Origin of the sequence: Ferrimonas lipolytica, from assembly GCF_012295575.1 — a bacterium.
GTDB classification, from domain to species: Bacteria; Pseudomonadota; Gammaproteobacteria; order Enterobacterales; family Shewanellaceae; genus Ferrimonas; species Ferrimonas lipolytica.
In genome coordinates, this window is sequence record NZ_CP051180.1 from 3,916,990 (window position 1) to 3,937,904 (window position 20,915).

Here is a 20,915-nt window from a genome sequence, read left to right on the forward strand (position 1 = left end):
ACGACTCTACCAGTTTAAGAACAGTGGAATTAAAATTGGCCCCGCCAGAGACAATAAAAAGCCTGCAACAATGGCTACTGGCACAGTGTTTGGGCCACCACTGCGCTGGATTACGGGTAGGGTAAAGTCCATAGCAGTGGCGCCGCCGTAACCAATGGCGCTGGCAGGACTGCGTTGCATCAGCACCGGAATTAAAATAATTGCTATCAGCTCTCGAGCCAGATCCGACAGGAAGGCAATTGAGCCCATTATTGGCCCAAGCTCCTGACTTATCATGGCACCAGAAAGCGAGTACCAACCCACTCCGGCGGCTAGCGCCAAACCGTGGTGGATCGGCATCGAATAGCATAGCGCGGTTATGGCACCGGCGAGCAAACTGGTCAGCAGCACAATGGCAGCAATGGCTAAGCCTCGAGGGTTAAGTAGGATTTGCCGCCAGCTCATGCCGCTGGCGCGCATTTGAATACCGATCAACAGCAGTAACAGCATCAAGATACTCATGGCGATTTGGTCGAGGTGGGTAGGACTCATCTTAACGAACAACCCCAAGACGAAGCCTGCCAGCACAACTAATGCTAACTGCAATGATTCCGCCGCCATTTTAAGCGGGTGGCCTACAGTGTTGTTGGTCTTAATTGGCAGCGGCCAGATTCTGTCAATTAATGGCAATAGGGCGAGGTTCGCAACGAGAGTTAGACCAACTAAGGTCGCGACCACGGCAGTGATGGTGTTAAGTTCATCACTGAGGTTGTCTATCCCCGCTAAGTTCATGCCCATTATGGCTAAAATAAGATAAACCAAAGCGGTTAAACTGCGGTCAATCTGCTGTAACCATTGAGGTTTCGACAGTTTTATCAGATAGCCGACGGCTAATGGCGACAGAATTATCAGGGTGTCCAAGCGGCGCTCCAACGGACTAGGCTAAAATCTAGGTTGGACAGGCTAACAGTCGCTATAGCTAGCAACAAGTAGGAGTTAATAATTGAATAAGCGAGTTAAGTGGTCGGTGTTTGCGGTGGTGGTGGTGTTATTTGGCTTTGCTGGTTATCAGTTGTCGGCAGCGGGGCGCTACGCTAACCAGATGCAAGCCAAATACGACTCCGAAGTGTTGTTATATAGCGCTAGCTGGTGTTCGGTCTGTGCCTCCGCTCGACGATACTTTGCGCGTAACGACATCGATTACGTTGAGATCGATGTGGAAACGGATACCAGCAATAATGATGAGTTTCGTCAACTCGGTGGCTTGGGCGTGCCACTTATTGTGGTTAAAGGCAAAGTAATGCGAGGGTTTGAACCCAATCGAATTAGCGAGTGGGTGTCGGAGCCGAATTAAGCCGGCCCTTACTGCGGTGTTAAGCCTGACGTTCACCAACCAGATTGAGTACATCGACGTCACCGCCAAGTACCGCAATGATCGACTTACCACGCCGAAATGCATTGGGAATAGAGACTCGTCCTGATGGTCCCATGGCTAAGTCTTTCAGCAGCGCTTTCTCCATAACTAGGGAGTTTTCGTTGTAATACAGCACACTTACATCAACTGAATTCATATTGTTGCACTCCATTACTTCGGGCTTCAGCTTTAGCTGGTCGTACTCGTTACTGTTTTTTTCTCTTAACGTATTGTTTTCGCTTAAAACATTAACCAGCTTTGTTAAAGTGAAGTCTAGCACCCTTTTTGTCAAAATATTGACGCACTTTAATCGAACTTATCGATGCCTTGAAACGATCTTTTCGAGGTATAATTGTTTTTTATTCCCGCATTGGAGCCTGCCTTGCACTTTTCTGAGCTGGCGTTAGACAAACGCCTGTTAACTACCGTTGAGCACTTGGGTTTTACTCAGGCGACTGAAATTCAGCAAAAAGCCATTCCTGCCGCTGTTGCAGGTAAAGATCTGCTGGCCTCATCTCGTACCGGCTCCGGTAAAACGTTGGCGTACTTACTGCCGGCGTTGCAACGGGTTATTAAGTCCAGAGCGCTATCAAAGAAAGACCCGCGAGTGTTGATCCTCGCGCCGACGCGAGAGCTGGCGAAGCAGGTTTATGGTCAGTTGCGCTTGGTGGTGTCGAACACCCCGTACAAATCTGAGCTCATCCTTGGCGGTGAGGATTTCAACCTGCAGAGCAAAGCGTTAGCTCGAGACCCTCACTTTGTGGTAGCGACTCCTGGCCGTTTAGCTGATCACCTTGAGCACGGTCACCTGTACCTAAAAGGACTCGAACTGCTGATTCTCGATGAAGCAGATCGAATGCTGGACCTGGGTTTTGACAAGCAGCTTAAAGCGATTAGCAAAGCCGCTGATCACCGTAAGCGCCAAACCTTGTTGTTTTCAGCGACCTTGGATCATGCCCAAGTAAACAACTTCGCCGCTGATATGCTTGATTCGCCGCTGCGGATCCGTATTGATAACGAAGCGCAGGTGCACGCAGACATCAACCATCGCTTTATCTTCTCCGATCACCTCGATCATAAAGAAGCGCAGTTAAAAGCGTTGTTTGAGCGGCAAGACTTCACTCAGTTGATCGTATTTACTGCCACACGCGGTGATACCGATCGCTTGGCAACCAAAATTGCGGAGTGGGGTTACACTACCTTAGCGCTTTCAGGTGATCTGAATCAGGGCCAACGTAACGGTATCATGCAGGACTTTGCTGCTGGTAAAGCCCAGATCCTGATCACCACTGATGTTGCTAGTCGTGGTTTAGATATCGCGCGGGTATCGCATGTCATTAACTTTGATTTGCCAAAGCACTCTGAAGAGTACGTTCACCGTGTTGGTCGTACCGGTCGTGCCGGTGCTAAAGGTGACGCGCTGTCTTTGGTGGGCCCAAAAGATTGGCTTAACTTTAAGGCATTGGAAGGCTTCTTGAGCCAAACCTTAGCATTTGAAGCTATCCCAGATCTGCAGGCCAAGTTTAAAGGCTTTAAGATCAAAAAAGAGAAAGCGGCTCCGAAAGCAAAGGCTGCACCAAAAGCAAAAGCGATGGCGAAAGTGAAGACTGGGCCGAAGAAGGTGCAGAAGAAGATCTTGAAAGAGGTGGGGGATGCGCCAATGATGGTACGCAAACGCCCAATGAAGCCAGATCTGGATACCAGTAAAGATCTCGACGATTAAGCTTATGGCTGACGATTGTGGTTAACGAAGCGTAAGCCGATAGCGAACAATGATGTTCGCAACAGCGATAAAGACAACGCCACCGCGAGGTGGCGTTTTTGTAGCTGCAATTTACCTAGAACAGAGACAGCAAAGGCGAGCCTTAGCTCGCCTTTTGGGTTTCGCTAAAAGCGATTATGGCGTTGGGATCAACAGGATCTCAACACGACGGTTAGCAGCGCGACCGGCTGTAGTGTCATTAGTTGCTACTGGGCGTAGTGGGCCGTAACCAGCAGTGCTTACACGATAGCTTGCAACGCCTTGGCGAGTGAGCTCAGCAGCGACTGATTCAGCGCGTGCGATAGACAACCGCTGGTTTAGATCGGCGCCACCGGTGCTGTCGGTGTGACCAGAGATCTCTAAACGAGTCTTGTCGTATTCCGCCAGTACCATAGCAACCCCAGACAGAGTGTTAACTGCGGCGTACTGTAGATCCGATTGGCCAGAAGCGAAGGTGAGGGTGTTTGGCAGCACCAACTGGATGTTGTCACCGGTACGCTTAACGCTTACACCAGTGCCTGCCAGCTTATTCCGTAGCTCGGTTTCTTGCTTATCCATGTAATTGCCGACACCGCCACCAATAGCGCCACCGGCTACTGCACCAATCAAAGCGCCTTTACCACGGTCGCTTTTAGATGAGGTTGCCATGCCAATTACCGCACCGGCCAGAGCGCCACCAACGGCTCCTTTAGTGGTATTCGATGTTTTCTGTTCGCCAGTGTATGGATCGGTAGTGGCACAACCGGCCAGCATCGCCACACATAACATGGCTGCAGTAGTACGTAACTTCATTGGTAGGTAACCCTAATTGAACAAAAATGCATTGTGCCAGCGAACACAAAAAATGCCAGTCGTCTGCGCGCAGGTCAACTTGGTGTTGCTGATCGGTTATTCACTACTTAGTTTGCACGAATGGGTGCTAATAACAATGGCTTAACGACGTGATGCTGGGGGATTATAGGGCGTTTTTGTTGGGGGGAAATTGCCTTGCCGTACAGCTGCTGTTAAGTCGAAACTGTCTTTAGCAAGTGGATTTGATACGAAAATGGGGGGATATGAGTAAGTACCTTGGCACAGGAGCAAGCGAGCAACTCTGTCCTGCAGATAGCAGTAAAGAGTTGCCCAGACGACGGTTAGTCGTCGAGATCATCTTCCATCTCATCTTCTGGCTCGAGCATGCCCCAGCCGTCGGTTTTGCCCTTAAACTGCTTGCACAGTTTGTTTAGCAGCTCTTCAATTGCGGTGATCTTAGCGTGCTCTGGTACCATCTCGGTTTGCAAACGCAGTTCCCACATTTGTGCTTCATCAGAGAAGTTTACAAACAGCCCTGCGCCATCAAACTCTCGGCCGACACGTTCAGCACCGGCTTGTGCTTGCTCTTCTGAAGCAAACACTACGTAAAAATCGAGCATGTAGCTTTCGCTTAGATCGATCCCTTCGTCTTGCATCAATTCAAGCAGTTCGCCATTGGCATCGTTTGGAAAAGACATGTTTGGATCCTATTAAAACTTGATAGAAGGGCGACCTTTCGGCTTCGCCGGTTTTGGTGCTTTAACCGGTTTTACCCGTTCAGTAGCTGGGCGTGTACTTGCTGCGATAATCAGTGACTCTTCACCAAAAATGACATTGTCACCAACCACTAGCTTGCGACGCTTACGGGTCTCGACCTCATGGTTGACTAATACGTGGCCTTCACCGATTAAGATTTTGGCTTCACCGCCACCGCCAACCCAGCCTTGGATTTTAAGCACTTTATACAGCTCAACAAACTCATCGCCCGGATGCAGTTCTAATACCTGTGTAGTCACAGCGCCCTCAATATCTAGATATGGTCAGTAATGGCCGCATTATAGCGATTTCCAGCGCTAAACGGGGACAATTCCATATTAAATGACGGCCATTGTTGGCAGATATATACCGGTTTGGGCACGGTTAATTGATAACTTTAGTTAAGGCGCAGGGAGATGGATCGCCAGCTCTGACAAAGTGTGAATTGAGCCAGTGAAAGTTTGTTCCAATAGCGGGATTCAATTTAGCATTATTGGTCAAATGGTATGACTAAAGCTGCCCCTTCTGACTGAGTCTCATTCAGATTTAACCATTCTATGATCTGGGACAGGTTTGGTTGACATTCGTCGAAAAATCACTCTACTCAGTGAATAAAGCAGTGTGGTTTAATCCGCTCTTCATGGTTACCACTTGAATTTCGGTTCAAGGGTAATCGTTACCAAAGGACCGCTTTTTAATCGATAAAGGACATCATTATGCCGCCATCCGCGACACCTGATCTGGTTGCTGCTATACGCATCGACAACAATCGATTTGATCGCCAAGGAGTGATCTTCATTTTCGCAGTGTTGCTACTGGCAGCGATGGTAGCGTGGCTACCATATGAGCCAAGCATCAATAAGGGCCTAGGACTGCTAGTGTTTGCTGCTATCTTGTGGCTCAGCCAAGCAATCCACATCACCACCACCGCGTTATTGGTGCCAGTTTTGGCGATTCTGATGGGGGTTACCGATACCACCGCAGCCTTAGCCAACTTCTCTAACCCGATTATCTTCTTATTCTTTGGAGGCTTTGCATTAGCCGCCGCTTTGCATGCGCAAGGTATTGATAAACGCATGGCGGCTAAGGTCGTCAACCTTTCCGGGGGTAAAACCCTAAATGCCTGTGTGCTGATGTTTGGCGTAACTGGGGTGTTGTCGATGTGGATAAGCAATACCGCAACTGCAGCCATTATGTTACCGCTTGCGTTGGGGATGCTAAGTCAGCTGGACCCTAAAGAGCATGCTCGCACCTATCTGTTTGTGTTATTGGGATGTGCTTACAGTGCCAATATTGGTGGAATCGGTACGCTAGTAGGCAGCCCACCCAACGCTATCGCCGCAGCTCAAGTTGGGCTCGACTTTGTTGGTTGGATGAAGTTTGGTTTGGTCGCGATGGTGTTGTTGTGGCCGCTGGTCATTAGTGCCATGTATTTCTTGATTCGGCCAGATCTCTCCACTCGATTTGAGTTTCGAGCGGACACGGCACCGATGTCATCCAGCGCCAAGCTCACCCTGTTGGTGTTTTTGGTTACCGTTTGCCTGTGGGTATTCTCCAAGCCATTAAACACTGCCCTAGGTGGCATTGCTAAGTTCGATACCATTGTGGCCTTGGCAGCGGCGGTGGCACTTGGGGTGTTACGCTTAGTTAGTTGGAAACAGATCGAGGGTCGAACCGATTGGGGGGTGTTGCTGTTATTCGGTGGGGGGCTGACTCTCTCTGGAGTGCTCAAGGGCACTGGAACCTCAGTGTTCTTGGCTAATCAACTGTTTGAGATATTCGGCAGCAGCCACATGGCGTTGCTGACATTGGTTATCATCCTGTTTGTGGTTATGTTGACTGAGTTTGCTAGTAATACCGCCAGTGCGGCGTTGTTGGTGCCAGTGTTTGCTTCTATCGCGGAAGTATTGGGGGTATCGCCGGTGATCTTGGCGGTATTGATTGGCATCTCAGCCTCTTGTGCGTTTATGCTGCCGGTGGCAACGCCGCCCAACGCCATCATGTATGGCTCTGGCTATATCGAGCAGAAACAGATGATGCGCATTGGCTTAGTGCTCAACCTGATCTGCGTAGTCGTACTGTACTTGCTCAGTCAGTTGTATTGGTAATAAACCAATATGCAGTGGTGCCGGCGGCAAAGTGTTCGCCAGCACCACAGGCCAAGCTAGAGATTAAAGGCAGCGAGCAGCAGCCAAAGTGAGGCTTGCTGTAATTGGTTATTGGCTTTGGATATCGCTTTTAGACATCGGTTTCAGTGGGCTAATTAGCACACGCAGGATTAATAACGCCAGCATCAGCAGCTGGTAACCGATCCAGCCAGCTGCCAGCATTGGCGTCCACTGGCCATCGAGTAATACTGTTGCCAGCAGCAGAATGATGGTAAACGCCAGAGTGTTCAACCAAGCTGCACCATCTGACATTTTCTGTTGCAGTTGCGATTCAATTAGAGCCAATAGCTGGCTGCCGATATTACCGCCAAGTGCCAAAGAGATAACCACAAACTCAAACATCGACGGGCTGCCGTGATACAGAATGCTGATCACGCAACCAACCATTGCTGGAGCAACCAATTTATTCATCAATAGGGTGATCTTGGAATAGCTGTCTGCGACCAAGCCGAAGCCTGGAAAGAGTCGACACAGCAGCAGTAAGGGAAAGATCAGAGGCATTGGGTAATCCTTAGGTATCAAAAAGGGAGAGCTAAGCTCTCCCTCTAACAATCAACCTTCGACTGCGACAGTCGAAGCGAACACTTACATTTCAGCGTTGTGATAAACGTTCTGGACGTCGTCGCAATCTTCTAACACGGCCAAGAACTTCTCAAAGGCTGCCACATCTTCGCCTTCAATCTTGGTGTAGGTTTGCGGTGCGAAGGTGATCTCTTCCATCTCAAACTTAATCTCAGGCATGGCGTTGGTCAGTGAGGTTTTCACTTTGAAGTACTCGGTATGTGGTGCGAATACAGACGTCATGCCGTCTTCAACTTCCACATCGGTTACGTCAACATCGTCCATCATCAGGATCTCAAGGATCCCATCTTCATCGTCGCCGGCGAAGGCGAAGATGGCTTGATGATCGAACATGTGTGCCACAGTACCTGGGCCGCCTAGTTTAGCGTCGTTCTTAACGAACGCTTGGCGAACTTCGGTGAAGGTACGTTTGTTGTTGTCGGTTAAGCAATCAACGATAACCATGATGTTACCTGGGCCGAAACCTTCGTAACGCATCGCTTCGTAATCTTCACCGGCACCGCCAACAGCTTTAGCGATGGCCTTGTCGATCACGTGTGAAGGAACCTGTTCCTTCTTCGCGCGTTCAATCAAGCTGCGCAACGACATGTTGGCTTCTGGATCTGGGCTGCCGTTTTTGGCAACAACGTAGATCTCTTTAGAGTACTTGGAGTAGACCTTGGTTTTTGCACCAGCGGTCTTGGCCATAGAGGCCTTACGAACTTCGAAACTGCGTCCCATCGGAAAATCGCTCTTAAGTTGGTTCAAACAATGCTGGTGGGAGAGTTTAACAGCTGAGCAGAGAAGGGCAAAATTCGACAGCTGAAAACGCCGTATTGACCGGCGCTAACGGCTGCCGCAGTGACCGTTGAGTCAATTACTACTGCCGTTATTGTGCCATTTTGATTTTGGTTGGTTAGTTACAATTATTTGATTTATAGCAACAATAATTATTTTTAAGGTTCACGGTTAGCATTCGTGTTCGCTATTTAGCTGATGTGAGTGGCTCGTAAAATCGCTGCTTAACTATTTGGCCATGGCCGCGACAACGCAGCCCAGTAGAATTGATATAAGCGAAGATTGTTGAGCTTAAGCAAGCGATCTGAGCAGCGAATTTCAGCTAGATTACACTTTGCGTAACCCATAATCCGATGGCTTACGGTGGCCGTTAGGGTTTACCACTCTCCTATCATCAAGCGACTTTTAACCCCTTGTATCTGTAAGCTCATCGCATCAAAGACAGCACCGAACTCCGTGCATTCAATGGCAAGATTTGGCAGTGATAATACGGCTTGCTGGAAAAAACATCGCTGCAAACCCTCATCGGAATAAGCCAGTTGCCACCAATTGAGAATACGGTCTTGGCTGGCATTGAGGCGATATTGAGTTGGTACGCGGGCTGATTTAGTGCTGTTCTCTTGGTCGCTGCTAGGTAATAAGTTCCAAAAATCGTTATTTGGCCAGTAAGCAAAAGGTAAGCAGTGATCGATATGACGCTGCTTGGGTGTCAGTGGTTTACCGCTCCAAACACTGTGGATGAGTTGGCCTTGCTGTTCGAGTTTGGTTACTCGTTTTCGAACCTCATTGGTATTGTGGTGGGCATCAAGCCAAGCCAGGTGGCGATAGTAAAACTCTAAATTAATCTGTTGTCGTTGTTCGCGTTCACGATTGCGTTGATAGCCGCGCATCTCATTAATCCATTGGTTCACCACCAATGGTTCTATCCAGCTATGGTATAGGCGCATACAGTCCCACAGCGATTCTGGCAGCACAAAGTAGCCAAAGCTGGCCAGAAACGGTTGGTCAATTACCGTGGTGGTTGAACGTGAGCGTCGATGGCGCTCAACTTGGAAGTAGGTGTTGGCTTTGTTGTTGCCGTCGTACGTATAGGCGACAGGACCAGCCTTGATGGTGCTGATGATGTCGCCTAATGCTTGTTGAAGCGCGAGAGCTTGCTCGTCAAAAAACAGCGCCCCAATTGCAAAATCATCGGCTTTAAGGTGCTGTAGCTTTTGCCAGCCGGACTTAACAAACCCCAAACTGGTATTGGGGTTACTGTGTTGTTGCAATTGACCATCATCAACCAAACGTTTGAACTGCTTTAACCAATACAGTGCAATCAGTCCCAGTGGCAACACTACCTTATTGTCATGACGCTCAATTACTGCGCCGGAATGAGCATCTGCAACTCGTAATAAGGTGCGTAACAGCGCCAATTTATAAGTAGCGGATTTACTGTCATTGACGATGATATGGCGGACACGGGTGAGATCACCGCTGCCATCGTCAGGCAAGCTCAATACCACGGTTTGCCACTGCACTTCACTGCGTCCAAGCGTATCTTGAGATAGTTCGCTCTTGTGGTTTACCCGCAGAGCTTGGTCTTTCGCTAGGCGCTCAATTTGAGCAACGGAGACCGGATAGGCAACCCGACCATCGGTAAACTCGCCATGGCGCAGGGTGATAACCAATTTACCGTTAGCTGCTAGGAGTTTGGCCAATTTTCGAAACGCCCGTTCGCGACTGCTATCGGCAAGGTGCATCCACACCGCGCTGACTAAAATAAGATCGAACTGCATCCCTAACGCAATTGCTTTGCTGAGCTCAGGAAGACGATCGTCCAACCATTGCACTGAGCCGTGCTCAAGTTGTTTAGTGTTACGCTGGCCGTGTTGGCGCATTGCTGTATTAGGCTCAAGCGCAATAACACTGCAATCTTGGCTTGCCATCCACTGCGCATCGCGGCCATTGCCTGCGCCGACATCTAAGATCCTCATGCCTGAACGTGGCCAGTGTCCTTGCCAATTGCTATGCGCTTTTTCAAAGGGGACGCTGCCATATTGACTGTTGAGGGTATCGGCGTTGGTCTGATAGAAGGAATCGGTACTATTCAATTCAAGGCTCACGGGGATTGGGGCAACGGAATTGAGTGTACTTAGATTGGCATCGCAATGGGATGGTCGAAACGGGAAATACGATTGTTTATTGTGCCAAAACAACAAAGCCCTTCAGTTGAAGGGCTTTGATTGGCTGTGTCGACGGCACATTCTAGTATGCATTAGGGAGGAGCTTCGCCCCCTTTGCCTTAGGTCGCAGTCCAAAACGCTTCGCTGGACTGCTCCAATGCGGCAGAAGATCAACGGCGGTAGTGCTTTCCCTTGTACCAAAACTAGCCTAGCCGGTGCTTTAACAGTATTGGAAGAACAACACTTAGTTGGTACACAGCCGTTTGATTTGGCCAAGCAAAGGGAAGCTTACTTACCCTGCTTCTTCAAGATGGCTTCCATCTCATCCATGATGTCATTCATTTTGCGCATCAAGGCTTCGTATGGTTCTGGGCTGGCCAGATCTACGCCAGCGGTTTTAACGATGTCGTGTGGGTAAGCATTACCACCAGATTTTAGCATGGTTAGGTACTTGTCGTAGGCTGGCTTACTCTCAAGTACGTCTTCAGCAAACTGAGCCGATGCAGCGATGCTGGTGGCATACTGGTAGACGTAGAAGTTGTAATAGAAGTGCGGCACGTAGGCCCATTCGATGGCGTAGGCTTCGTCGATCTTCATGATGCCTTCATCGTGGCCGTGGTAGCGGCGCAGCAAATCTAGGTAGATCTCGTTGATGCGTGTATCAGACAGTGGCTTACCGGCTTCAACGGACTCGTGAATAGCCAGTTCAAACTCAGCAAACATGGTTTGACGGAAGAAGGTACCGCGAATCCCTTCCAGCGTTTGGCCTAAATAGTACAGGCGTGCATCGTCGTCGGTGGTGGTTTCTTTTACGTACTTCGCTAACAAGTGCTCTTGGAAGGTTGAGGCAATTTCAGCGACGTAGATAGAGTAGCCAGAGGTCTGCCATGGCTGCGCTTCGTTGCTGTATACCGAGTGAATGGCATGGCCCCATTCATGCGTTAGGGTTCGTACTTCTGAGTAGTTGTCGTTGTAGTTCATCAAGACATAAGGATGCACATCGTAAGTGCTGCCGCTCATGTAGGCGCCCAAACGCTTACCGGTGGTTGGGTAGGTGTCCATCCAGCCATCTTCCAAACCCTTGGCAATGCGGCTGGTGTAGTCTTCGCCCATCGGTGCCAGCGAGTCCATCATCATTTGCACGCCTTTGTCGATAGGAAACTCCATCGAGCTGTCACCCAACGGCGCATAGATGTCGTAATAACTCTGTTCTTCCAGTCCCAACATACGTTGGCGCAGTTTCAGATAACGGTGGAAGGTAGGCAGGTTGTCGTTGGTGGTTTTTACCAGCTGGCGGTACACATCTTCTGGGATGTTGTCGTCGGCAACAGAAGCGGCGAGGGCGTTCGGGTAATTACGCGCTTTAGCGTAGAACACATCGTTGTTTACTTGGCTGTTTAAGGTAGATGCCAAGGTGCGACGGTAGTTGTTTAGGCTGCCGAAGAAGGTATCGAATGCTTGCTGCCGAGTAGCGCGATCTTCACTTACTCGCAACTTGCCGTACAACGATGGGTTAAGTGGTTGCTCCTTGCCATCAACCTCAATGGTTTGCCACGGTAATTCGGCGTTAACAAAGGTTCCAAAGGTAGTGGAAGCACCATTGGCCATGGTACCCATAGACGCCAGTAACTGCTCTGACTCAGCACTCAAGGTATGTGCTGCGCCGTCAAGTATGCGTTGCAGTGGGAAACGGTACGCTGCCAGCGCCGGTTGCTCCGCAATCATCGCATCCACTTTGGCTTGGCCAATAGCAATAAGCTCAGGGTTGATGAAGCTGGCGTTCTGGCTGAACTGGTTGTATATCATGCGGATTTCAGCACGACGACCGGTGTTGTCGGAGTTACGAAGATCGGTATCGGCATTCAAACTGGTGTAGTTATTAAGGCGAGTTAGCTGCTTGGTCATCTCAAAGTAATGAGTGATGGCAGCCAACAACTGCTCGCTGTTGTCCAGTTTGCCTTGAAATTGCTTGATGTCACCCAGCTGGTTGTTGATCTCAGCTTTATGCTGTTGCCATGCATTCCAGTTTTGGTAAATCGGGATCAGATTCCAATTTGGGCTTTCTGGCAAGGTTACCTGTGCTTGAGCGTTGCCAAATATGGCTAAGGTTGCTGATAGGGCGATGAGCGTTTTTTTCATGTTAACAATCCAATGTCGAACTTATTATTGCGGCACAATTTATCACTGAGGCGGAAACACTCGTACTCGCGGGTGTAACTATTATTTGAGACTTATGCAGTCGCTACCGCAACTTGGTGGCGAGGCGCCGCGTAATGCCTTCAAGTGGCGTGTTTGCTGGTTGCATCAACTGAATATTCCAATCAACTTGGTTTAAATGGCTTGGTTTCAAAGTGTGTTTTTAGCTATCAATAACAACGGTTGAAAAATATTACTGTGGGTTGAGCCCGCTAATAGCCAATGCAGTGATACACTGGCTGGATCTGTGCTTAGACCCGTATCGATATTGTGACGCTAATTTTTGATGACGCTAGAGTGCGTCGTTTATTTGAAAAGAATACCTTTGCTCGCGGAGAAGCGCTGTTTGAGCGAGGCAAGGTTATCTACTGCGAAGTAGAACAAGAGGGTCGCCGGGTTTTCGGTGAAGTCGCCGGTACCTATAGCCGCGACTACGAAGTGACGGTGGCCTTCAGTAAAACCGGCTTAACCAGCGAATGTTCCTGCCCTGTGGCCAATCGTTGTAAGCACGCAGCGGCGTTATTATTGGCAGCATTAGAGCAACAAGGCAGTAGCGATACCCTCTACCAAATGTGGTTAAACCGAGTTGAACAGGTGCTAAACCCACCTAAATGGGCAGCCAGCGATGGCCCTGAGCTTGAAAAGCTACTAGCAGTGAGACTGCTGCATCAAAACAGTGAGCGCAGCCATCAAGCGGTTGTGGTTAAAACCGGTTACCGCCGTCGTCTAAAAAACGGCGGTTTAAGCAAGGTTGTCGATCGCTCCCCCCGAGAGATGCTAGCGACCTACCGTGACGATATGGCACTGAACGCTTTTGATCGGGAAACCCTGCAGCTATTAGAAACCGGCACCGAGCCATACAGTCACGGCCCACGTTTCTTCCATTCTGGTCTTCACCAATTGGCGCTCAAACGTTTGTGTGAACGAAAACAGCTGTATTGGGATCAATCACTCACGCCGTTGTCGTTGGCTGGGGTGCGCAAGCTGAATTTTCATTGGCAGCAAGAGGAAGCCAATCAAACCCTTGAGCTGCAACTTGATGGTTGTCGTAATTGGCAGGTGCTGCCTTTTCGCCACCCTTGGTATGTGGATTGTGAAAATAACCAAACGGGGCCGATCGACACGCCTCTATCCAGCGAGCTGCTGTATCAATTATTTAGCCTTCCTGGACTATCTGCCGACTCCGCTAAGCATTTCTCTGCCAATGTGTTGGGGCAATTCAGTACCCAGCAGATAGAGCTGCCAGGGGAGCGCGCCGAGCAGGAGTTGATTGCGCCACTCAAACCACAATTACACTTGTGGCGACGGGATGGCAGCTATGTTGCTGCGTTTTCGTTTGGTTACGATGACGTTCGCATTAGCCCAATTGTACTGCGTAAGCCAGAGCTGCGCTTGTTCGAAACCGATCGTGGCACCTTATGGGTTCAACGCGATACCTTTAACGAGCAAGAAGCTTTTGTGCAGTTAGAGCAGTTCGGCTTAGCGGTATGCCCAGGAGCTGAAGATCTGGTGGCGTTGTTGTTGCAAGCGGAGGTAGAGAATCCGCGGGCCTTTTGGCAGCAGTGGTTAGGTCAATGGCGCGATGTATTAGAGCAACAAGGTTGGGACATCACCTTAGCTGATGATCTTCACCTTGAGCCGGTTAAGATCGCCGGTTTCGCGCTTAATATCGAACAGCATGATCGTTGGTTTGACCTCGGCTTGAGCATCGAGCTGGAAGGTGAAGCCGTGTCGCTGGTACCGCTCCTATTGAAGTGGCTGGCCAGCAATAGTGACTGGCGTGAACCGCGGCAAGATCTGTTGCTGGAGCGCACCGATGGCGCGCCATTGCAGATTGGTTACCAAGCGTTACGACCAATTATTGCAGTGTTAGCTGAGCTGGCAGACACCACCCCGCGGGAAACGGTTAAGCTCAATCAACATCAAATTACGCTGTTACCAGAAGATGGCCCCAATAGCCGTTGGCATGGTGGCGAAGAGCTGCAACAGTTGGCTGAGTGCCTGCACGATTTCGATGGCATTGAGGCCGTTACTCCGCCAGCGGGGTTGCAAGCTACCCTGCGTGATTATCAGCAACAAGGGCTTAACTGGCTCAGCTTCCTCCATCAGTATGGTTTTGGTGGCGTGCTGGCGGATGACATGGGCTTGGGTAAAACTATTCAAACTTTGGCGCACCTGCAACGACTTAAAGAACACGGTAAGTTGAGCAAGCCAAGCTTATTGATCTGTCCAACCAGTCTCGTTGGTAATTGGCGTCGCGAGTGTGCCAAATTTACCCCAGAGCTAAATGTGTTGGTGTTGCATGGTAGTCGTCGTCAAGATGATTTCAATCGAATCGAACAAGCGGACTTGGTTATCACCACCTATCCACTGATCCATCGCGATATCGACACCATGGTAATGCACGACTTCTCGTTAATTGTGCTTGATGAGGCACAATCGATTAAGAACCCCAGTGCAAAAGCAACTCTGGCAATTAAGGATTTGAAGGGTGAGCAATGCATTGGCTTAACCGGTACACCGATGGAAAACCACCTCGGTGAGCTGTGGTCGTTGTTTGATTTCGCCTTGCCGGGGTTCCTTGGCAGCCAAGGCCATTTCAATCGCCACTATCGTAAACCGATTGAACAGTGTGGTGATGAAGTGATGCAGCAGTGGTTGCTGCGTAAGATTGGTCCATTTCTGTTGCGCCGTACCAAGGATCAAGTTGCCACTGAACTGCCGCCAAAGACAGAAATTATTAAGCGGGTAATGTTGCCACCGGCACAGCGAACCTTGTACGAATCGGTGCGGGCAACCATGGAAGCTAAGGTGCGTAAGCTGATAGAGCAAAAAGGCTTGGCCAAAAGCCGCATGGAGTTCCTCGATGCGTTGCTGAAACTGCGCCAGATCTGCTGCGATCCTAAACTGACCAAGCTGGATGAGGCCGAGAATGTGGAGGAAGCCGCTAAGCTGGATTACCTAATGGAGCAATTGCCGAAGATGCTGGCGGAAGGGCGTCGCGTGTTGTTGTTTTCACAGTTTACGCAGATGCTCAGCCGAATTGAGCAACGGCTGTTGGATGAGGGCATCGACTACAGCATTCTTACTGGGCAAACCCGCAATCGTGAAGCCGCTGTTGATGCGTTCCAATCCGGTGATGTGCCACTGTTCTTAATCTCACTTAAAGCGGGTGGAGTTGGCCTAAACCTGACCGCTGCAGATACGGTGATCCACTTTGACCCGTGGTGGAACCCAGCGGCGGAACAGCAAGCGACGGACCGCGCTTATCGCATTGGCCAAGACAAACCGGTGTTTGTGTACAAATTGATTTGTGAGCACACGGTAGAGGAGCGGGTACTGGAGCTGCAACAAAGCAAACAAGCGCTGGCCGATAGCGTGTATGGCAAAGAGGTGGAGCTGGCAACCTTAGACGATGGCGAACAGCTGTTGGCGCTGTTTCGTGACGACCCCCACCAAGAAACACGACAAAGTGTTTAACTGAAAACAGCGCAAGCAGGATACTCCTACTTGCGCTGTTTTGTTTTGAGCCTTAGTAAGGCTGTGTACCAACTAAGTGTTGTTCTTTCTAATACAGTTAAAGCACTGGCTAGGCGAGTCGCGATACCAAGGGTAAAGCACTACCGCTATTGATCTGCTGCCGCATTGGAGCAGTTCAGCGAAGCGTTTTGAAGGGGGATTCCAAAGGGGGCGGAGCTCCCCCCACTAATGCATACAAGAATTGCATACTAGAATGTGCCGTCGCCACTGCGACATAGTCCCCTTAAAGCACCGAAATTGGTGAAGCCGAAGGCTTAAGATAAGCTTCAACAGCTAACTATGACACAGCCTTTAGTAACGGTGCGTTGTTATGGTGTTTAGAAGCCGACGTTGTCGGTAACGGTGCAGCTGCAAACTGCGTTTGAGGTCGCGAAATAGACCGAAGCAAAGTTTCGCTCCTGATCTAGCTCCAATAACTTGATGCTGACGTTATGGCTGCCGCTGGTGGAGATGTTCAAACCGCTGCTGTACGCAAGGTATTTGAGGTGTTCTGGCAACGGTTGTTGCTCATCCTCAATCTTCACCTTTTGTTGGTGCATGCTGATCTGGTACAGCGGTAATGCGCCGCTGTGCGACAACACCTCACCGGTCATGGCGATATGGCCAACTGGTTTGCCGTCTTGAGTAAAGTAGCGATAGTAGATCCGCGCATGGGGCTCAATAAGGACAAAATCGGCCTGCATGTAAAATTGGCGATCGTGGTTGTTATCTACTGGCATATCTATCAGTTCGTTGCGGCAGCTCAAGATCCGATTGGCGTGGCTATTTTGTTTGGTTGCATAGGTAACTGCAGCGGTACCTATAAGCAGCAAAAGCGCTATGGCAGCAAGGTAATACTTATTCACAGAGATTAGCCTCCGTTACCCATTGAGACGGCAGAAAGTCGGTGTTCAGTCGAAAGTCACTGATCTTAATATTGCGCCGCTTTACTGTTTTCTCTGAATCGGCAAGTAGGGTGATGTTCAGCACCATACCATCGTGTGATAAGGCCATGTAGGCCCGCTGCCAGCTGGTTGATTTACAACCGGCGAGCTGTTGTGCCAGCTTATTGCGATTAGCGGCTAAATCGATGCGATTGGCATTAGAGTTAGCGACCGAGATAACCTTAATTTGCTGGCCATTGTCGAGGATGAACTGGCTCTCTTCGCGAAGTTCGACTGCTGCAGCTGGCTGCGCTGACTGCGGCACGAGCAAGTAAGCTAATATCACTAGGCAACTCAGCAGTGCAGCGCCAATGGCAACACGCTTTGAGTGTTGACTGATAGTGCTAAGTGTTGATGGCAGTATGGTTGTTGATGGAGCGGTCAACGCGAGGCTATAGCCCTTGGTTGCGATGGTTTGAATGACATCGTGGCTGTCATCATCAATAAAGTGGCGCAGGGTAAAAATAGCTTTCACCGCGGCTGAGTCACTAAACGCCAACTGGTTGTCCCCGTCGCGCCTAAGTTGTTGTTTGCTTAACGCACTACCTTGCGCTGCAATCAGGTGCTCAAGTACCTGCTTTTCTACTCGAGGAAGATGCCAAAACTTATCGATCTCTGGGTGAAAAAGTTCCCCCCGGCCGATGTCGTAGCAATACTGTCCCAACCGATAAATTGAACTCATAGTCGTGCAGCCTAATCCGTTTGCTTGATGATAAACGGTGCCGTTGGCAAAAAACGCGAGGGCAATGGTGGCGCCAATTCGGTTATTTGTCACTCTCAGTAAAATGATTATATTAGCGTTTTCGCAACTAATGTTTGATGTAGATCGCGTTTGGTAATCGAAGTGATGGAGCGAGTAATTTTAGTAATCTGAAGTAATAATCCAAAAATCATGTAAATCATGGATAAAGTCACTGCTTTACGGTTGCTTCGCGTGTTCTAGTGAGTGTGGCAAAGATGATTAGGACTAACGATGAGGGAACACAATTACCCTAGGGGAATCACACCAATACTACTCTGGCAAACCTACTGTGAAGACAAGTGGCAACGGCCACGTTACTAATCAAATAAAACAAAAGTAACAGTAGGTGAGTATTATGAGCATGAATCGTCGTCAAGCATTAGGGCAGATCATTAAACTAACTGGTGCAGCAGCCGGTGGCATGGCAGTTAGTTCGAATGTATTTGCTGAAGAAACAACAATGACACCGTGGGATGGCACCCCGTTAGAGTACGTTAAGCTCGACCCTGCGTCGGTGGCTAACAAGGCTTTTAATGCAGGTAAAGGTTGTATGAATGAAGTATTTACTTCGATTGTTGAATCATTAGCTGAAACCGCCGGAACAGACCAAGAGAAGTGGGCCAATATCCCAACCGCAATGGCGCGTTATGGTTGGGCTGGGATCTTGGGTGAAGGCTCAACCTGCGGCAACATTAACGCCACCGGTATGCTGTTCAATATGGTTAAGGTGCCAGGCTTTAATGAGGATAAAGCGGTTACTGGGTTAATGACCTATGTGTGTCGCTTCTACGAGCAAACCTCGCTACCAAGCAATGATGAAACCTTCCTTAAAGCCGCTTTAGGTGATGAATACACCGAGACTTGGTTTGCCGAGAATGTAGTTGAATCGACCACTGCAGAATCGCTGATGTGTCATGCTTCAATCACCACATGGGCGAAACACAACGGTAAGGTAATGTCGGAGAAAGGGCCTCGTTGTACCTTGCTATCTGCCAACATGGCTTACTACATCACGACGTTATTGAACCAAGCGTTAGCCGGCGAATTAGATACCGCTGAGTTGACCCAGCCGACCGCTGAAACCACAGCCTGTAAGAGCTGTCACAGCACTTCATTCCGCCCAGCAATGGTGAAAACCAATCAGGCATGTGAAACCTGCCACGGCTCACACTAACTGAAGGAGGGCGAATTATGAAAATTTGGAAGGTTGCGCTTTTAGCGCTCGCGGTAGCGATTACCGGCTGTAGTGACGACGATGATGACAATGATGTTGTCGCGCCACCGGTAGTTCCGGTTGGTGTCACTGCTGATGAAGCAACAACGATGACAGCAGCGGTATCTAGCGTTGATGCCATTACCGGCACCATTAGCTTTAGCTTGGCAACTGATGAACAAGACCCGATTGAGCAGTTAGCGAATATTGAGGTGATGTATCTGGGTTACCCACCGGCAGATTGGCAAGCGCCAGCGTCTGAAAGTAACTTTAAGCTGCGCTGGCACCAGTCACACCTGATCACTTGTACGATTGATAGCTGTGATGGCGCTTTGGTTGAGGTAACTCCAGGTAACTACACCTTTACACCAGACGCCTATGACTGGAATCATGAGATCGACACCTTTAAGTATCAAGTTGTTGTATCAGGTGCGTTGGCTGAAACCACGATAGATCTGACTGCAATGTAACGTCAGGCCAGAGGAATAAAAAGTCCGAGCATGCTCGGACTTTTTGTGTTTTTAAACCGGTATCGCGTTACAGCAACGACTTGAGCTGTTCGGCAATCAACAAGTTCGCTTTTTTGGCTTCGTTGATGCCGCCAGCCATTGAGGTAAAGCCGTGGGCTAAGCCGCTTATCTCTATTTGCGTTACCGCCACTCCGGCATTGCTGAGTTTGTTGCCGTAGGCGATCCCTTGGTCGCGCAGCGGATCAAAACCGGCGGTAACCATAATAGCCGGAGCTAACTGTTGCAGGTTTTGGCTGTTCATTGGTGCTGAATAGGGGTGGTTGAGATCATCTGGGCTGGCGTAGAAATGTTGCTGAAACCAAGCCATTTCGGCCATGGTTAGTGGGTAACAGTTGCCGCAAGCCTCAAAGGAGCTGCCCACTTCTGTTGAGCTGGTTCCCGGATAAACCATCAATTGTACCTTGGGTTGAGGCAGTGACTCGGCCTGTAAGCGTTGACACAAAATGGCAGTTAAGGCACCGCCGGCGCTGTCGCCGGCTATGGCGATACGGTTAGGATCGACCTGTTGTTGCGTGGCGTTGCGCATTAGCCACTGGTGGGCGGCAAAGGCATCGTCAATTGGAGCAGGAAACGGATGCTCTGGCGCTTTGCGATACAACACAGAGTAAACCTTGGCGCCGCAGGTTTTGGCTAGGGTCACGCAGAAGTCATGGTTGGTATCGAGATCGCCAACCACAAAGCCGCCCATATGAAAGTACAGAATAGCGGGCGCATCGGTATCAAGCTGCTGTGGTTGATACACACGTACTGTTAATGCTGATTCTGGTCCTTCAATACTGATATCGTGGCTAGCGACGGTTGAATCAGGTTTGCTCGCCAGCATAGCAATGCCAGTGCGCACCGCTGCTCGAGCGTGCTCGACAGATAACTTATCTAAGGAGGGTTTGGTGCGTGCCAGTTTAGAAAGCAGTTGCATCTGTAGATCCATGATGCGGCCTTCGATCTGCAGCGGCGGCTCCCCAAGTACCATCTTTTGAACGACGGTTGGTGCGGCCAACAGGGCTCTGACTATCCACTTTTCTGCACTCATCTCGATTCCTTAGTTGTCTAACCAATAGGCTGTGTCACAGTTAAGTGTTGAGGTTTATATCAAGCCCTCGGCTCTACCTATTGCAGTACTCTTAAGGGGTTATGTCGCGGTGGCGACAGCACGCAAAGGGGAGCTTCGCCCCTTTAGAATCCCCCCTTGCCTTAGGTCGCTGTCCCAAACACTTCGCTGGACTGCTCCAATGCGGCAGTAGTGCTTTCCGCTTGTATCAGAATTCGCCTAGTCGGTGCTTTAACAGCATTGGAAAGAACAACACTTAGTGGGTACACAGCCAACCAATAGGTACAAGATCTTGGATTTAAGTAGGTTTTGTCAAATCCTATTA

17 protein-coding genes and 1 pseudogene are annotated in these 20,915 nt (G+C 49.6%); 6 read left to right on the forward strand and 12 right to left on the reverse strand.

From position 1 onward, the window contains the following. Positions 1-6: 6 nt before the first annotated feature. Positions 7-900, reverse strand: a complete 894-nt coding sequence (locus HER31_RS17760) for a LysO family transporter (RefSeq protein ID WP_168662687.1) — start codon at positions 898-900, stop codon at positions 7-9. An 82-nt stretch (positions 901-982) separates the two neighbouring features. On the opposite strand from HER31_RS17760, the gene HER31_RS17765 reads away from it, so the two are divergent. Further along, positions 983-1,333 (forward strand): glutaredoxin family protein, encoded by a 351-nt coding sequence (locus tag HER31_RS17765; RefSeq protein ID WP_168662689.1) that lies wholly within the window; start codon positions 983-985, stop codon positions 1,331-1,333. 19 nt (positions 1,334-1,352) lie between these two features. Here the strand turns inward: HER31_RS17765 and HER31_RS17770 are convergent, their stop codons facing one another. Further along, on the reverse strand, positions 1,353-1,550 hold the full coding sequence (locus HER31_RS17770) for a TIGR02922 family protein (RefSeq protein WP_168662690.1): 198 nt from the start codon (positions 1,548-1,550) through the stop codon (positions 1,353-1,355). Positions 1,551-1,775: 225 nt separating this feature from the next. On the opposite strand from HER31_RS17770, the gene HER31_RS17775 reads away from it, so the two are divergent. Then, positions 1,776-3,116, forward strand: a complete 1,341-nt coding sequence (locus tag HER31_RS17775; RefSeq protein ID WP_168662692.1) for a DEAD/DEAH box helicase — start codon at positions 1,776-1,778, stop codon at positions 3,114-3,116. Positions 3,117-3,290: 174 nt separating this feature from the next. On the opposite strand, the gene HER31_RS17780 is transcribed toward HER31_RS17775, so the two are convergent. From HER31_RS17780 to HER31_RS17790, 3 genes and pseudogenes are all read right to left on the reverse strand, one after another. After that, positions 3,291-3,947: a YiaD family glycine zipper/OmpA-like lipoprotein gene (locus tag HER31_RS17780; RefSeq protein WP_168662694.1), complete on the reverse strand. Its 657-nt coding sequence runs from the start codon at positions 3,945-3,947 to the stop codon at positions 3,291-3,293. A 341-nt stretch (positions 3,948-4,288) separates the two neighbouring features. Then, positions 4,289-4,645, reverse strand: a complete 357-nt coding sequence (locus HER31_RS17785) for a ribonuclease E inhibitor RraB (protein WP_168662696.1) — start codon at positions 4,643-4,645, stop codon at positions 4,289-4,291. A gap of 96 nt (positions 4,646-4,741) precedes the next feature. Beyond that, positions 4,742-4,963 (reverse strand): annotated as a pseudogene (locus tag HER31_RS17790) (RNA-binding S4 domain-containing protein); the annotation flags it as partial. Positions 4,964-5,419: 456 nt separating this feature from the next. On the opposite strand from HER31_RS17790, the gene HER31_RS17795 reads away from it, so the two are divergent. Next, positions 5,420-6,811 carry a DASS family sodium-coupled anion symporter gene (locus HER31_RS17795; protein WP_168662700.1) on the forward strand — a complete coding sequence of 464 codons (1,392 nt, stop codon included), beginning with the start codon at positions 5,420-5,422 and terminating at the stop codon, positions 6,809-6,811. Between the two features lie 108 nt (positions 6,812-6,919). Here the strand turns inward: HER31_RS17795 and HER31_RS17800 are convergent, their stop codons facing one another. The 4 genes from HER31_RS17800 to pepF form a co-directional block, all read right to left on the reverse strand. Continuing rightward, the gene (locus HER31_RS17800; protein WP_168662702.1) at positions 6,920-7,372 is read right to left on the reverse strand and encodes a hypothetical protein; all 453 of its coding nucleotides are present in this window, start codon (positions 7,370-7,372) and stop codon (positions 6,920-6,922) included. A gap of 84 nt (positions 7,373-7,456) precedes the next feature. After that, positions 7,457-8,173 (reverse strand): YebC/PmpR family DNA-binding transcriptional regulator, encoded by a 717-nt coding sequence (locus HER31_RS17805; RefSeq protein WP_168662704.1) that lies wholly within the window; start codon positions 8,171-8,173, stop codon positions 7,457-7,459. A gap of 434 nt (positions 8,174-8,607) precedes the next feature. Beyond that, a complete protein-coding gene (locus tag HER31_RS17810) occupies positions 8,608-10,326 on the reverse strand; it encodes a class I SAM-dependent methyltransferase (protein WP_168662706.1) in 1,719 nt (572 codons plus the stop codon). A 360-nt stretch (positions 10,327-10,686) separates the two neighbouring features. Continuing rightward, entirely contained in the window at positions 10,687-12,537 is a 1,851-nt protein-coding gene (pepF, locus tag HER31_RS17815) for an oligoendopeptidase F (RefSeq protein ID WP_168662708.1), read from the reverse strand. A 354-nt stretch (positions 12,538-12,891) separates the two neighbouring features. Here pepF and HER31_RS17820 point away from each other — a divergent pair, with 354 nt between their 5' ends. Then, positions 12,892-16,074, forward strand: a complete 3,183-nt coding sequence (locus HER31_RS17820; protein ID WP_168662710.1) for a DEAD/DEAH box helicase — start codon at positions 12,892-12,894, stop codon at positions 16,072-16,074. A gap of 377 nt (positions 16,075-16,451) precedes the next feature. On the opposite strand, the gene HER31_RS17825 is transcribed toward HER31_RS17820, so the two are convergent. Together HER31_RS17825 and HER31_RS17830 are read right to left on the reverse strand one after the other, a co-directional pair. Beyond that, positions 16,452-16,979 (reverse strand): hypothetical protein, encoded by a 528-nt coding sequence (locus tag HER31_RS17825; RefSeq protein ID WP_168662712.1) that lies wholly within the window; start codon positions 16,977-16,979, stop codon positions 16,452-16,454. Further along, on the reverse strand, positions 16,972-17,739 hold the full coding sequence (locus HER31_RS17830) for a winged helix-turn-helix domain-containing protein (protein WP_168662714.1): 768 nt from the start codon (positions 17,737-17,739) through the stop codon (positions 16,972-16,974). The genes HER31_RS17825 and HER31_RS17830 overlap by 8 nt, the downstream gene beginning before the upstream one ends. A gap of 415 nt (positions 17,740-18,154) precedes the next feature. Between HER31_RS17830 and HER31_RS17835 the strand changes: the two genes are divergently transcribed. Together HER31_RS17835 and HER31_RS17840 are read left to right on the forward strand one after the other, a co-directional pair. Continuing rightward, complete coding sequence (locus HER31_RS17835; RefSeq protein ID WP_168662716.1) at positions 18,155-18,973, forward strand: cytochrome C; 819 nt, start codon at positions 18,155-18,157, stop codon at positions 18,971-18,973. A 17-nt stretch (positions 18,974-18,990) separates the two neighbouring features. After that, positions 18,991-19,482: a hypothetical protein gene (locus tag HER31_RS17840; protein WP_168662718.1), complete on the forward strand. Its 492-nt coding sequence runs from the start codon at positions 18,991-18,993 to the stop codon at positions 19,480-19,482. Between the two features lie 67 nt (positions 19,483-19,549). Here HER31_RS17840 and HER31_RS17845 read toward each other — a convergent pair whose 3' ends face one another. Continuing rightward, positions 19,550-20,572 (reverse strand): alpha/beta hydrolase, encoded by a 1,023-nt coding sequence (locus HER31_RS17845; protein WP_168662720.1) that lies wholly within the window; start codon positions 20,570-20,572, stop codon positions 19,550-19,552. Between the last annotated feature and the right edge of the window lie 343 nt (positions 20,573-20,915).

Bases quoted from the DNA above. Each gene is read 5' to 3' on its own strand.
- HER31_RS17770 (WP_168662690.1), bottom strand. From the start codon at position 1,550: ATGAATTCAGTTGATGTAAGTGTGCTGTATTACAACGAAAACTCCCTA.
- HER31_RS17780 (WP_168662694.1), bottom strand. From the start codon at position 3,947: ATGAAGTTACGTACTACTGCAGCCATGTTATGTGTGGCGATGCTGGCC.
- HER31_RS17785 (WP_168662696.1), bottom strand. From the start codon at position 4,645: ATGTCTTTTCCAAACGATGCCAATGGCGAACTGCTTGAATTGATGCAA.
- HER31_RS17795 (WP_168662700.1), top strand. From the start codon at position 5,420: ATGCCGCCATCCGCGACACCTGATCTGGTTGCTGCTATACGCATCGAC.
- HER31_RS17800 (WP_168662702.1), bottom strand. From the start codon at position 7,372: ATGCCTCTGATCTTTCCCTTACTGCTGCTGTGTCGACTCTTTCCAGGC.
- HER31_RS17805 (WP_168662704.1), bottom strand. From the start codon at position 8,173: ATGGGACGCAGTTTCGAAGTTCGTAAGGCCTCTATGGCCAAGACCGCT.
- pepF (WP_168662708.1), bottom strand. From the start codon at position 12,537: ATGAAAAAAACGCTCATCGCCCTATCAGCAACCTTAGCCATATTTGGC.
- HER31_RS17830 (WP_168662714.1), bottom strand. From the start codon at position 17,739: ATGAGTTCAATTTATCGGTTGGGACAGTATTGCTACGACATCGGCCGG.
- HER31_RS17835 (WP_168662716.1), top strand. From the start codon at position 18,155: ATGAGCATGAATCGTCGTCAAGCATTAGGGCAGATCATTAAACTAACT.
- HER31_RS17840 (WP_168662718.1), top strand. From the start codon at position 18,991: ATGAAAATTTGGAAGGTTGCGCTTTTAGCGCTCGCGGTAGCGATTACC.
- HER31_RS17845 (WP_168662720.1), bottom strand. From the start codon at position 20,572: ATGAGTGCAGAAAAGTGGATAGTCAGAGCCCTGTTGGCCGCACCAACC.